Source organism: Methylobacterium oryzae (assembly GCF_036441375.1).
In the GTDB taxonomy this organism is placed as follows: Bacteria; Pseudomonadota; Alphaproteobacteria; order Rhizobiales; family Beijerinckiaceae; genus Methylobacterium; species Methylobacterium oryzae_A.
On sequence record NZ_MLCA01000008.1, the window covers coordinates 263,249 to 275,865 of the forward strand.

General features: G+C 68.7%; 8 protein-coding genes. 2 read left to right on the top strand and 6 right to left on the bottom strand.

Going from position 1 to position 12,617, the window contains the following annotated elements; translation table 11 throughout:
• Positions 1–1,586: 1,586 nt before the first annotated feature.
• The 5 genes from gyrB to MOTC310_RS17310 form a co-directional block, all read right to left on the bottom strand.
• Positions 1,587–4,031 carry a DNA topoisomerase (ATP-hydrolyzing) subunit B gene (gene gyrB / locus MOTC310_RS17290; protein WP_331302684.1) on the bottom strand — a complete coding sequence of 815 codons (2,445 nt, stop codon included), beginning with the start codon at positions 4,029–4,031 and terminating at the stop codon, positions 1,587–1,589.
• 179 nt (positions 4,032–4,210) lie between these two features.
• A complete protein-coding gene (locus MOTC310_RS17295; protein WP_331302685.1) occupies positions 4,211–5,173 on the bottom strand; it encodes an aldo/keto reductase in 963 nt (320 codons plus the stop codon).
• A 5-nt stretch (positions 5,174–5,178) separates the two neighbouring features.
• Positions 5,179–5,823 carry an MBL fold metallo-hydrolase gene (locus MOTC310_RS17300; RefSeq protein ID WP_331292052.1) on the bottom strand — a complete coding sequence of 215 codons (645 nt, stop codon included), beginning with the start codon at positions 5,821–5,823 and terminating at the stop codon, positions 5,179–5,181.
• An 89-nt stretch (positions 5,824–5,912) separates the two neighbouring features.
• Positions 5,913–6,296 (bottom strand): hypothetical protein, encoded by a 384-nt coding sequence (locus tag MOTC310_RS17305; protein WP_331302686.1) that lies wholly within the window; start codon positions 6,294–6,296, stop codon positions 5,913–5,915.
• A gap of 67 nt (positions 6,297–6,363) precedes the next feature.
• Entirely contained in the window at positions 6,364–8,031 is a 1,668-nt protein-coding gene (locus MOTC310_RS17310; RefSeq protein WP_331302687.1) for an alpha-amylase family protein, read from the bottom strand.
• A gap of 155 nt (positions 8,032–8,186) precedes the next feature.
• Between MOTC310_RS17310 and MOTC310_RS17315 the strand changes: the two genes are divergently transcribed.
• On the top strand, positions 8,187–11,213 hold the full coding sequence (locus MOTC310_RS17315; RefSeq protein ID WP_331302688.1) for a penicillin-binding protein 1A: 3,027 nt from the start codon (positions 8,187–8,189) through the stop codon (positions 11,211–11,213).
• Positions 11,214–11,241: 28 nt separating this feature from the next.
• Positions 11,242–12,303, top strand: coding sequence for a hypothetical protein (locus tag MOTC310_RS17320; protein ID WP_331302689.1), 1,062 nt, complete (start codon positions 11,242–11,244; stop codon positions 12,301–12,303).
• A gap of 19 nt (positions 12,304–12,322) precedes the next feature.
• Here MOTC310_RS17320 and MOTC310_RS17325 read toward each other — a convergent pair whose 3' ends face one another.
• Positions 12,323–12,541: a hypothetical protein gene (locus tag MOTC310_RS17325; protein ID WP_331302690.1), complete on the bottom strand. Its 219-nt coding sequence runs from the start codon at positions 12,539–12,541 to the stop codon at positions 12,323–12,325.
• Positions 12,542–12,617: the final 76 nt, after the last annotated feature.

Sequence of the window (12,617 nt, forward strand, 5' to 3'; positions counted from 1 at the left end):
GCCTAGGGTTGAGACGCTTGCGGCCACGCGGCGGCTGTGCGAATCTCAGCCCGTCGCGAAGGCGGCTTCTGCCACCTTCGAGTAAAGCACTCCTCTTGGGAGCGCCGAACTGGTGTCTTTCCAGGATCGACCAGCCGGCGCTTGTGGAGCGTTTACGACGAGCCCCGCGGCCCTTCCCGGCCGCGGGCTTTCTTTTTGGGGCTCAGGCAGGCCCCGGGATTAGTTTCAGGTCATGGCGATCTCCGTGGTCTATCGCGGGTTAGGTTCACTTCGGTGATCATGATGCTCAGTCGCGCTTCCTCCGCAAGTGCAAAGCCAGCCTGAATAATTCACCCTGGCCGCTGTCGGTATCGACGACCTTGACTCCTCCGGAACCGCTGATAACGGCGCTATTTTTGAGCATCCCCCTCCTGGAGGGGCACGTGACGGGTCGATATCGGCCTAGCGACGCCCACGAGTCCCCGCGAAAACGGCGGCAGCGAATCGACGGCTGCCACATGAACTGCCCGATGTCGTTTGCGACGTATGGCCACAGTTTTTGACGCGCCGAGCTCATCAAAACAGGCAATCTGCTCGACTTATCTGCTTGTCCTGAGGCGCCCGCCACACCCGAACCATTGTCGCGACGGTAAGGACCAGCCTTTCGTCGACGACAGAGCGCTGTACGATCAGGTCGATCTGCCGGTCAGTGTGGACCTCGGGCCGGCAGGAACATGCCGAACTGGCAGTCTAAACGCGTACGAGGCGGTGTGCCTTGGCAGCAGCCCATGGTTTCGATCCTCAGGCTAAACTGCTCGACGGCGGCTTAGGTCCGCTCGTATCGGGCTGTGAGATCCTCTCTGAAGCTTCGAGTTCCGGCGGACATAGCCCTATGAAGCGACAGACCTCCTCATTAAGACAATCAGCCGGTGCGGAAGTTATCTCAATCGGTATCCGACGCTAAGCACGTAAGGACACGCACCGCGCGATACGAGGTGCCGGGCAAGCGGCAGCGCCTGGTGCAATTACCCATTACTAAAATGAATCACGGAGTATAGCACATCTTTGCCTGAAAAGCCATCTAGCTTGATCGGTATAGTTAACGTTCGAGCCACTGGTCCATCTGTCTAAATAAAATCAAACCGTTGCCGCGCCTGGTAGATATGACCCACCGAGGAAACCGGCTTGGTCCGCATTCGAAAAAGACTGGTGCTTCCTGCGGTGACGCTGCGAATGGGGCGCCTGCTATAAGTGTCGGAGTAGCCGATGACCCGGCTGGTTGGCCGCCAGGGCGAAGACCGAGCTCAAGCGATTGCCCTGCCGGCTTGGCGGCGGTGGTCCATACGCAGTTTCCCGGTTAGCTGTACGGCTTGGCCGCAGTGGGCCCGACGAACTGCGGGGAGGCGGCCCCCGAAGTGATATGCATTTTTACGCCCAATTCGCAGCGACGGAATGTGCGCACCAATTGCGTGGTTCTGCGCAAATGCAATCACGATGTAATTATATCCAATTGAAGCGACCAATATACTGCCGCTTCAATTGAATCTATAGTGTCCGGCTTTATGGGTTTGAATCCGGCTTTATGGGTGAATCGACACGCGCGCGACCTAAACGTCGAGGTTCGCGACGCTCAGCGCGTTCTCCTGGATGAACTCGCGCCGCGGCTCCACGACGTCGCCCATCAGCTTCACGAACAGGTCGTCGGCGTCGGTCACGTCCTTGACCTTGACCTGCAGCAGCGAGCGCACGTCGCGATCCAGGGTGGTCTCCCAGAGCTGCTGAGCGGTCATCTCGCCGAGACCCTTGTAGCGCTGGAGCTGCAGGCCCTTGCGGCCGAAGGCCATCACGGCCTCGAACAGGGCCACGGGCCCGTGGAGCACGGTCTCGTCGGACTTGCGCATGAGCGTGGCCGGCTCGCCGTAGATCTCCCGGAAGGCGTCGGCCCGCTCGGACAGGCGCCGAGCCTCCTGCGAGCTGATCAGGCCGGCATCGAGGGTCGATACCTGACGCACGCCCCGCAGCGTCCGGCTGAGGCGATACCCGCCCTCGAAGGACTCGCCCTGCCAGCCGCGCTCGATCTCGTCCGCGATCGCGTCGAGCCGGCGGGCGGTCATGTCGGCCAGGGCCTCGGCCTCGCCGGCCCGCGACGCCGCCTCGGCATCGAAGGCGCCGGCCAGAACCGCCTGCTCGACCACGGCGCGGTCGTAGCGCGTGTGCAGACCCTGCAGGATGCTTCGGAACGTCCGAGCCTCCTCGACGAGGCTCTTGAGCTGAGCGCCGGCGAATTCCGCACCGGTGGAGAGGCGCAGGATCGCGCCGTCCGTGCCCTGGTCGATCAGGTAATCCTCGAGGGCGCGCTCGTCCTTCAGGTAGATCGCCCGGCGGCCGCGCTCGGCTTTGTAGAGGGGCGGCTGCGCGATGTAGAGGTGGCCGCGCTCGATCAGCTCCGGCATCTGCCGGAAGAAGAAGGTCAGCAGCAGCGTCCGGATGTGCGAGCCGTCCACGTCCGCGTCGGTCATGATGATGATGCGGTGGTAGCGCAGCTTCTCGGGGTTGAAGCCCTCCCGGTCGGTGGAGGAGCGACCGATCCCGGCGCCCAGCGCCGTGATCAGGGTGCCGATCTCGGCGGAGGACAGCATCCGGTCGGCGCGCACGCGCTCGACGTTGAGGATCTTGCCGCGCAGCGGCAGCACGGCCTGGAAGGTCCGGTCGCGGCCCTGCTTGGCCGAGCCGCCGGCGGAATCCCCCTCCACCAGCAGGATCTCGCACTTGGTCGGGTCGCGCTCCTGGCAGTCGGCGAGCTTGCCGGGCAGCGACGCGATGTCGAGCGCGCCCTTGCGGGTCACGGTCTCGCGCGCCTTGCGGGCGGCCTCGCGCGCCGAAGCCGCGAGCACGACCTTGCCCATCACCGACCGCGCCTGGCCCGGATTCTCCTCGAGCCAGGTGGACAGGCCCTCGTTGAGGACGTTCTCCACGGCCGGGCGGACCTCGGACGAGACGAGCTTGTCCTTGGTCTGCGACGAGAATTTCGGGTCCGGCACCTGCACGGAGATGACCGCGGTCAGACCCTCGCGGCAATCCTCGCCGGTCAGCGAGACCTTCTCCTTCTTGGCGATCCCCGACGACTCGGCGTAGCCGGTGACCTGACGGGTCAGGGCCGCCCGGAAGCCGGCCATGTGGGTGCCGCCATCCCGCTGCGGGATGTTGTTGGTGAAGGGCAGGACCGTCTCGTTGAACGAGTCGTTCCACCAGAACGCCACCTCGACGCGGATGCCGTCCCGCTCGGAGCGGACGACCACGGGGCTGGTCATGCCCTCGATCGGCTTGCGGGAGCGGTCGAGGTAGCGGACGAAGGCCTCGATGCCGCCTTCGTAATACAGCTCCTCGCGCCTCTTCTCGGCGTGCCGCGCGTCGGTCAGGACGATGCGCACGCCGGAATTCAGGAAGGCGAGTTCGCGCAGCCGCTTCTCCAGCGTGCCGTAATCGAACTCGATCATCGTGAAGGTTTCGGTCGAGGGCAGGAAGGTCACTTCCGTGCCGCGCCGGCCGTTGCCGGGCCCGACGATCTCGAGGGGCGCCACGGCATCGCCGTGGCGGAACTCCATCGCGTGCTCCTTGTCGTTGCGCCAGACGCGCAGCTTGAGCCACGACGACAGGGCGTTCACGACCGAGACGCCGACGCCGTGCAGGCCGCCGGAGACCTTGTAGGAATTCTGGTCGAACTTACCGCCGGCGTGCAGCTGGGTCATGATGACCTCGGCCGCCGAGACGCCCTCCTCCTTGTGGATGTCGACCGGGATGCCGCGCCCGTTGTCGGAGACGGTGCAGGAGCCGTCGGCGTTGAGGGTCACGGTGACGAGATCGGCGTGGCCGGCCAGGGCCTCGTCGATGGCGTTGTCCACAACCTCGTACACCATGTGGTGGAGACCGGAGCCGTCGTCGGTGTCGCCGATATACATGCCGGGCCGCTTGCGGACGGCGTCGAGGCCCTTCAGCACGCGGATGGATTCCGCGCCGTAATCGGCGGGCTCGGTCTGGGGGGTGTCGGCCATGAACTTCCTCGGGCAGGCGGGCCTGATCGCGACGGTGGCAGATGCGCCGTCGGGCGCTCGCGCCTGAACTCTCGCTCGGTCCGCCTGATATAGGGGTTCCGCGTTGAGATTGCACGATTTTACGGGCCCGCGGCGGGCCCGTCCCGTCGCTTTTGTGAAGCTCCCCGCTTAACGCTGCGTTAGCCCTCGATGCCGCCCGCGGTCGCCGCGTCCAGCCGGCCGATCGCCTCGGGCGCGAGGGCCAGCCGGACCGCGCCGAGGAGCTCGTCGAGCTGCGCGACCGAGGTGGCGCTGGCGATCGGCGCCGTGATGCCGGGGCGGGCGATGATCCAGGCGAGCGCCACCTGGGCCGGGCTGGCGCCGTGGGCCTGCGCGACCGACTCGAGGACGTCGAGCAGCGCGAGACCGCGCGGGTTGAGGTACTTGGCGACCCGGTTCTCCCGCGGACGTCCCGCCGCGTCCTGGGCGCTGCGGTACTTGCCGGTGAGGAAGCCGGCGGCCAGGGAGAAGTAGCCGATCACCCCGATCTGCTCGGCCCGGCAGAGCGGTTCCAGCTCGGCCTCGTAGCCGCGCTGGGCGAGACTGTAATCGGGCTGGAGGCACTCGTAGCGGGGCACTCCCGCGGAGGCCGCGACGCTCAGCGCCTCCGAGAGCCGAGCGGCGCTGTAGTTCGAGGCGCCGATCGCCCGGACCTTGCCGGCCGCGATCAGGCGCTCGTGGGCCCGCAGGGTCTCCTCCAGCGGCACCGCCGCGTCGTCGAGATGCGACTGGTAGAGGTCGATCCGCTCGATCCCGAGGCGCCGCAGCGAGGCCTCGCAGGCCCGCTCGATATGGGCCGCGGAGAGACCCTGGCCGCCCTCACCGAGATCCATGCCGACCTTGGTCGCCAGCACGATCCGGTGGCGCGCGCCCGGCCGGGCGGCGAGCCACCGGCCGATCACCGTCTCCGACTCCCCGCCGACATGGCCGGGGGCCCAGCGCGAATAGACGTCGGCGGTGTCGATGAAGTCGAAGCCGCTCTCCACGAACCGGTCGAGGATCGCGAACGATGTCGCCTCGTCGGCCGTCCAGCCGAAGACGTTGCCGCCGAGGCAGAACGGCGCGACCGTCAGGTCGGAGAGGCCGATGCGGCGCCTGTCCATGCGCGTCAATCCTGCAGGAAGGGGTTGGACACGCGCTCCTCGCCGAGGGTGCTGGTCGGCCCGTGGCCCGGGATGAAGGCGATGTCGTCGCCGAGCGGCAGGACCTTCTCCTTGATGGCCCGGATGAGCTGCTCGTGGTTGCCGCCGGGCAGGTCGGTGCGGCCGACCGAGCCCTTGAACACCACGTCGCCGACGAGGGCGAAGCGCGCGTCGCGGCTCACGAACACGACGCTGCCGGGCGAGTGGCCGGGGCAGTGGAGGATGTCGAAGCCGAGGCCGCCGACCGTGACGGCGTCGCCCTCGTCGAGCCAGCGGTCGGGCGTAACGGGCCGTGCGTCGCCGAGGCCGTAATTGGCCGCCGTCTCCGGGAGGGAATCGAGCAGGAACTTGTCGGCCTGGTGCGGCCCCTCGATCGGCACGCCGAGGCGCTCGCGCAGCTCGTCGGCGCCGGCGGCGTGGTCGACATGGCCGTGGGTCAGCAGGATCTTCTCGACGGTGACGCCCTGCTCGCGGATGGCCGCCTCGATCCGATCGAGATCGCCGCCGGGATCCACCACGGCGCCGACCTTGGTCGTGTCGTCCCAGATCAGGGTGCAGTTCTGCTGGAAGGGCGTGACCGGGATGATCCCGGCGCGTGGCGTACCTGGCATGTCGTCCCGCGTGTTGGCAGCGCCGCTCCGGACGCCCTCGACCGCAGTTTAGCGCAGAACGCCGAAGGGCGGCACCCTGTGCGGCATGCTCAGGCCGCGTCACCCCTGGGGCGGCGCAGGCCGTCGTGAAGCGCCAGCATTTCGGCCATGCCGAGCGCCCGCGCGCTCCAGCGGGTCTCCGCGGTGTTGACCTGCGTGAACCGGTCGTGGGACCGGCCGCCATAGGCTCCGAACAGAGTCCGGCCCGCCTCGACGGCACCGTCGCCCCGCGACGCCTCGTCCGGCCGGTCGATCCGGTAGGACGGCGTCGGCGACCGGCCGGTCACGCCGATCCGCACCCAGGCGTCGCCGTAATGCTTCTGGCACATCCGCATGGTGACCAGGACCTGGCGCAGGTAATCTTCAGCGTCGGCGAGATCCGGCAGGATGTCGGCGATCGTCGCGTCCGAGGGATAATGCTTCGTCCGGGCCATGCTACACCTTGCTCGGGCGTGTCCTACCGTCTTCGCCGGCCGAGGGCGAGCCGGGCGCCGGACTTCCTCACGCCGGCCGCCGCTTCAGCAGCGCGTCGAGCCCGCCGACGCGGAACCAGTGGTAGCCGTATCCTTCCAGGAACAGGCAGTGTCGGCCGTCGTCGCCGACCTCGCTGCGCGAGCCGGTGAGCACGTCGACCAGCACGTCGTGCTCCGGATCGTCGGATCCGGACGCCATCGCCACCTCGACGGGCTCCGGCGCGAGGTTGTGGACGCACAGGACGGCGTTGCCGCGCCAGGCGTAGCGCAGCGCCAGGACGGTGGGGCGCTCCGTCTCCATCGCGACGACGTCGCCCCAGCCGATCTCCGGCACCTCCTTGCGCTGCCGGATCATGCTCTGCATCCAGTTGAGCAGCGAGCCTTCCTCGTGGCGCTGGTCGGCGACGTTCACGTGCGTGTAGCCGTAGGGCCCGTGGTCGATGAGCGGGAGCACGGTTTGCCGGGCCGTCGAGAAGCCGCCGTTGTGCTCGCTCGTCCACTGCATCGGCGTGCGGGCGCAGTCGCGCTCCGGCAACGACAGCTTGTCGCCCATGCCGATCTCGTCGCCGTAGCGCAGGACCGGCGTTCCCGGCAGCGTGAACATCAATGAGTAGGCGAGCCGGATGCGGCGGGGATCGCCCGCCAGCATCGGCGCGAAGCGGCGGCGGATGCCGCGGTCGTAGAGCTGCATCCCCTTCTCGGGCCCGAAGGCGTCGAACACGGCCTGGCGCTGCTTGCCGGTCAGGCGTCCCAGGTCGAGCTCATCGTGGTTCCGCAGGAAGATGCCCCACTGGCAGGAGAGCGGGCGGGGCTTCGTCTGCTCGATCGCCTTGACCAGGGGCCGCGCGTCGTGGGCCGCCAGCGCGTAGAAGGTCGCCTGATTGACCTGGAAGTTGAACATCATGTGCATGCGGTCGGCGTCGTCGCCGAAATAGTCGAGGTCCTGCTTGGGCAGGATGTTGGCCTCGGCCAGGATGATGGCGTCGCCCTGGCGCCACTGGAGAAACTCGCGCAGGTCGCGCAGCATCTCGAATTGCTCGCGGGGCTTGCCGCCGACATGGGCGCCCTTCTCGGCGATGACGAACGGCACCGCGTCCATGCGGAAGCCGGAGACGCCGAGCTGGATCCAGAAGCCCATGATCTTCAGGATCTCGGCCACCACCTCCGGATTGGCGGTGTTGAGATCCGGCTGGAAGTTGAAGAAGCGGTGGAAGTACCACGCCTTCGCCTTCGAATCGTAGGTCCAGGTGGTCTTCTGCACGCCGGGGAAGACCATGCCCTCGTCGGCGGTGGCCGGCCGGTCCTCCGACCAGACGTACCAGTCGCGGTAGGGCGAGTCCGGGTCGGACCGGGCCGACTGGAACCACGGGTGCTGATCCGAGGTGTGGTTGACCACGAGGTCGATGAGGACGCGTAGGCCCCGCTGCTTGGCGGCGTGGGTGAAGGCGACGAAGTCCCCGAGCGAGCCGTAATCCGGGTCGACGCCGTAATAGTCGGCGATGTCGTAGCCGCCGTCCTTCTTGGGCGAGGGCTGGAACGGCATCAGCCAAACCGCGGTCGCGCCCAGACCCTGGATGTAGTCGAGGCGCCGCTCGAGCCCGGCGAAGTCACCGACCCCGTCGCCGTTGGCGTCCATGAAGGTGCCGACGGACAGGCAGTAGATGACGGCGTTCTTGTACCACAGGTCGGTGATCATTGGCCCCCCGGCGTCGTCCCGCCTCACGAACGTGGGATCCGGTCAAAGCGTTGCCGTTCGGCGTCTCCTTAAATCAGCCGCGTTGTGCACGCCCTGTTCAGGCGCGCGCCCGAATGGTCCGCGCCCGCCCCGTCGCGTCCCCGAACCCGGCCCGTATGAACGCCATCCTGATCAAGCTGTTCGCGACCGCCCTGACGCTGAGCCAGGTGACGACCCGGCCGGACGCGGTCCGGACGCAGTTCGATGCCGCCACGGACGGCCCGGAGGTGGTGCGCCTGCTGCGCGACGGCTGCGCCCACATGCGCAAGGCGTTCGACATCGAGGACATCAATCTCGACGAGTTGATCACCACCGCGATGGAGGATCCGTCGACGGTCGCGGGGCCGGCCGCGCCGAAGATCCTGCACGGCCTCGATCTGAACGAGTTGAACACGAGCTACAAGCAGTTCTGCAAGGGCGAGAACCCGGCGAACTCGCCCTTCGACGCCAAGGCGGTGATCGAGTTCTACGACAACGCCACCAAGGACCTGCCCAGCGCCGAGGCCCTGCGCGACAAGGCCCTGCCGGGCATGACCCGGATCCTCGACGGCGCCGGCAAACCCTTCGCCGAGACCTCCGAGCCGAACGGCCGCCGCATCGTGGTGCCGATCACGGCGGTCCCGAACCTCGTGCAGAAGGCCTTCATCGCCGCCGAGGACAAGCGCTTCGAGACCCACCACGGCATCGACGAGCGCGGGGTGATCCGCGCCTTCATCGCCAACCTCGCCTCGCCGGGGCGCCCCGCGGGCGGCTCGACCATCACCCAGCAGGTGGTCAAGAACCTCTCGGTGGGCGACGACGTCACCTACGAGCGCAAGATCCGCGAGATGATCGTCGCGTCGCGGCTGGAGCGGATCCTCACGAAGCCGCAGATCCTCGGGCTCTACCTCAACGGGATCTATCTCGGCCGCGGTGCCTACGGCATCGAGATGGCGGCGCAGAGCTATTTCGGGAAGTCGGTGGGCCAGCTAACCCTGCCGGAGGCGGCGCTGCTCGCCGGCATGCCCAAGGGGCCGAACTTCTACAGCCCCGACAAGTATCCCGACCGGGCGCGGGAGCGGCGCGCCTACGTGCTCGCCCGACTCAAGGAGGAGGGCACGATCACCGAGACCGAGATGAGCGCGGCGATCAAGTCCGATCTCGGCCTGAAGCCGATCGAGACCGCGCGGCGCGATTCGGGCTTCTACGTGGTGGATTTCCTCAACCGCGAGGCGCGCACCTTCGCGGGGGTGGAATCCCTGACCTCGGGCTCTCTGACCGTCCGCACGACGATCAACGCCGGCCTGCAGCGCGCCGTCGAGGAGGCGCTCCAGGACGGGTTGGCCAATTACGAGCGCGGCACCGGCCGTCAGGTCTTCACCGGGCCCGAGCTCAACCTCGCCGACAGCGTCCGCCGGATCCAGGCCGCGACCCCGGCCCCGGAGGGCTCCGCCTCGGCCGCGCCGGCCGTCACCGGCGCGAGGGCGGAGGCCGCGCGGCCCGACGCGACGAAGCCGCGCCGCGGCGAGAAGGTCGCGGCCGCGCCGCAGAAGAAGCCGGCCTGGCTGCTGGCGCTGGAGAGCGCCCGCCCGGTGCTCTACGACGTCCACTGGCCGATGGCGGTGGTGCTGGAGACCGGCCGCGGCGGCATGAAGGTCGGCCTCGCGGACGGCCGCACCGCCTTTCTCGATCCCGGCATCGCCCGCGGCAAGCTTCAGCCCTACGACGTGATCCGCGTGAAGGTCAGCGCCGGCAAGGGCGGCCCGCGCGCGCAGCTCCGGGTCCGACCGACCGTCCAGGGCGCGGCCCTGGTGATTGAGAACCAGACCGGCCGGATCCTCGCGATGGCCGGCGGCTTCTCCTACCCGCTGAGCCAGCTCAACCGGGTCACCCAGACGGTGCGCCAGCCCGGATCGACCCTGAAGCCGCTGACCTACCTGGCCGCGCTCAATGCCGGCCTGCAGCCGAACACTCTGGTGATGGATTCCGCCGTGACCCTTCCGCCGATCGGCGGGACCGGCGAGTCCTGGTCGCCGAAGAACTACGAGGGCGGCGGCTCGGGGCCCACGACCCTGCGGCGCGGCCTCGAATTCTCCAAGAACCTCGTCACCGCCCGGCTCCTCCAGGGCGGGATCGCCCCGAAGGCGCCGGCCAGCCTGAAGCGGGTCTGCGACATCGCCCTCGAGGCGCAGATCTACGCCGAGTGCGAGCCCTACTACCCCTTCGTGCTCGGCGCGCAGCCGGTGCGGATGCTCGACCTTGCCGGCTTCTACGCGGCGGTGGCCAACGAGGGCGCGCGCCCGGCGCCCTACGCGCTCGAGTCGGTCGAGCGGGACGGCAAGCCGCTCTACACGCACGCCGCCAAGGAGCCGGTGCGGATCGCCTCGGCGGACCGCGTGGCCTTCTACCAGCTCAAGACCATGCTGCAGGGCGTGACCCAGCACGGCACCGCCGCGGCGCTCGCGAAGGTCTCGGCCTACGTCGCCGGCAAGACCGGCACCTCGGAGAACGAGAACGACGCGTGGTTCGCGGGCCTGACCAACGAGATCAGCGTCGTCGTCTGGGTCGGCTACGACAACGCCGACGGCACCCGCAAGACCCTCGGCCGCGGCCAGACCGGCGGCCACGTTTCGGTGCCGATCGCCTCTTCGATCCTCCAGGCCGCCTGGGCGAACGGCATCGCCAAGACGCCGCTGCGCGGCCCCTCCCCCGAGGCGCGGCCGTTCATCGCCGACCTGCCGATCGACCCGCGCAGCGGCGCGCGGGTCGCGGGCGGCGGCTTCGTCGAGCATTTCCGCACCAGCGGCGACGGCCGTATGGCCGACACGCAGTACCGCCTCGTGCCCCGCGAGACGCTCTACGCGATGCGGCCCGACGCGGAGGACGGCGATCTGGCCGGCGCCGACGACGGCGCGAGCGTGGCGGGCGACTATTACGGCAACATGACCGGCGAGCGGCCGCGAGCCGACTTCCTGGACCCGTTCGGCGAGCGCCCCGCGCCGCGCAGCCGCCGCGCGCAGGGCGATGTGGATCTCTACGGGCAGGATCCCTACAAGCCCTGGCCGGGCCAGACGAATCGCTCGCCCTTCGGCGGGGATGACGAGGCGCGCCGCCCGCGCCGCCGCGATCCCGACTACCTGTTCGGCGAAGACCCCGGTTACTGACTGCCCTCCCCGACAGATGAGAATCCCGTTGCGCCAGCAGCTTCCCGCGACCCTGGCGGCCGCCCTCGCGGCCGCGCTCCCGGCCCTCCCGGCTCGCTCCCAAACGCCCGCCGCCAGCACCGCCCCGGCGCCGGGGCCCGATCGGATCAAGGAGGTGCCCTCGGTCGCGGCCGTCGACCCGGCCGCGATCAAGCCGGGCCAGATCCTGTTCACCGACCACCGCGACAACCCGTCGGCGCCGGAGAACGGCCTGATCCCGTATCTCGACTGGTTGAAGGCGCGGCCCGCCGAGGCGGCGGCGCTCGCCCCCTATCCCGGCTATAAGGAGCCCGACTACACCGTCACGGTGAACGGCGTGACGAAGCCGCGGCACGAGACCCTGAAGGTCTACGTCGCCGAGGGCCGCTTCGTCGTCCCGCGGCCGCCCGAGGCGATCGACCTTCAGGCCTTCGCCAACCTCGCCTTCGTCCAGAAGATGGATCCGGCGATCAAGCACCATACCGTGGCGGTCGCCGACGTGACGCCCAACAAGGATCCGGCCGCCGCCTTCGCCGAGCGCCCCGACCGTCCGTGGTGCGAGGGCGCGGGCGCCTGCATCGAGTCGCGCTACGACCTCGAGGGCAAGCTGCCGCTCGGCGTGAAGCTCGCCAACAAGCTCGAGGAAGGCTCGGCCAAGAAGATCGCCGAGTACGTCTCGTTCCAGAGCGAGCTGCGGGTGCTCGGGCCGGACCAGGGTGGCCCGCTCGGGGCGCTCACCAAGATCGACACCGCGGTGACGGGGGGGCTGGAGCAGACGATCTTCTGGGTCAACCAGATCCTGCGCTTCGGCAAGTTCCTCGCCGTGTTCCAGCCGATGCCGAACGACCCGACCAAGACGGTGGTCACAGCCTACATGGCGCTGGCAATCAAGGGCGACGTCCTCGACCGCAAGGCCGAGTACGCCCGTGTGCCGGTGCTCAAGAACCTTCTGCCGGCGCAGGTGCTGATGGGCAATTCCAGCTTCAACACCGGCAACTCGATCAGCGCGGGCCTGCCGGTCTACGCCCGCAACCGGATCGCGACTTTCGCGGACGCGCTCACCAAGCGGTGACGCGCCGCGGTCCCGGTTCTCACATCCCGCGGTTGCCGATCGTCGGCAGCGTCGGCTGGGTGTAGGCGCGGTTCACGTCCCGGCGGGTCTGCGTGCCGTTGGTGTTGCCGGAGGCCCGGTAATTGTCGAGGTTGAAGCTCTCGGCGAGTCCGCTGCGGGAATCCGGGCCCTCGCTGGTGCTGCAGGCGCAGAGGCCGCCGAGGGTGAGTGCCGAGAGGACGAGGAGGGTCAAGCGCATCGGGAATCCTGCAAGCGAGCCGCGGCCGAGCCTCGTCCGGCGTCGACCGGACCGGGCTCTCGCGGGAAGTCTCGCG

Bases quoted from the DNA above. Each gene is read 5' to 3' on its own strand.
- gyrB (WP_331302684.1), bottom strand. From the start codon at position 4,031: ATGGCCGACACCCCCCAGACCGAGCCCGCCGATTACGGCGCGGAATCC.
- MOTC310_RS17295 (WP_331302685.1), bottom strand. From the start codon at position 5,173: ATGGACAGGCGCCGCATCGGCCTCTCCGACCTGACGGTCGCGCCGTTC.
- MOTC310_RS17300 (WP_331292052.1), bottom strand. From the start codon at position 5,823: ATGCCAGGTACGCCACGCGCCGGGATCATCCCGGTCACGCCCTTCCAG.
- MOTC310_RS17305 (WP_331302686.1), bottom strand. From the start codon at position 6,296: ATGGCCCGGACGAAGCATTATCCCTCGGACGCGACGATCGCCGACATC.
- MOTC310_RS17310 (WP_331302687.1), bottom strand. From the start codon at position 8,031: ATGATCACCGACCTGTGGTACAAGAACGCCGTCATCTACTGCCTGTCC.
- MOTC310_RS17315 (WP_331302688.1), top strand. From the start codon at position 8,187: ATGAACGCCATCCTGATCAAGCTGTTCGCGACCGCCCTGACGCTGAGC.
- MOTC310_RS17325 (WP_331302690.1), bottom strand. From the start codon at position 12,541: ATGCGCTTGACCCTCCTCGTCCTCTCGGCACTCACCCTCGGCGGCCTC.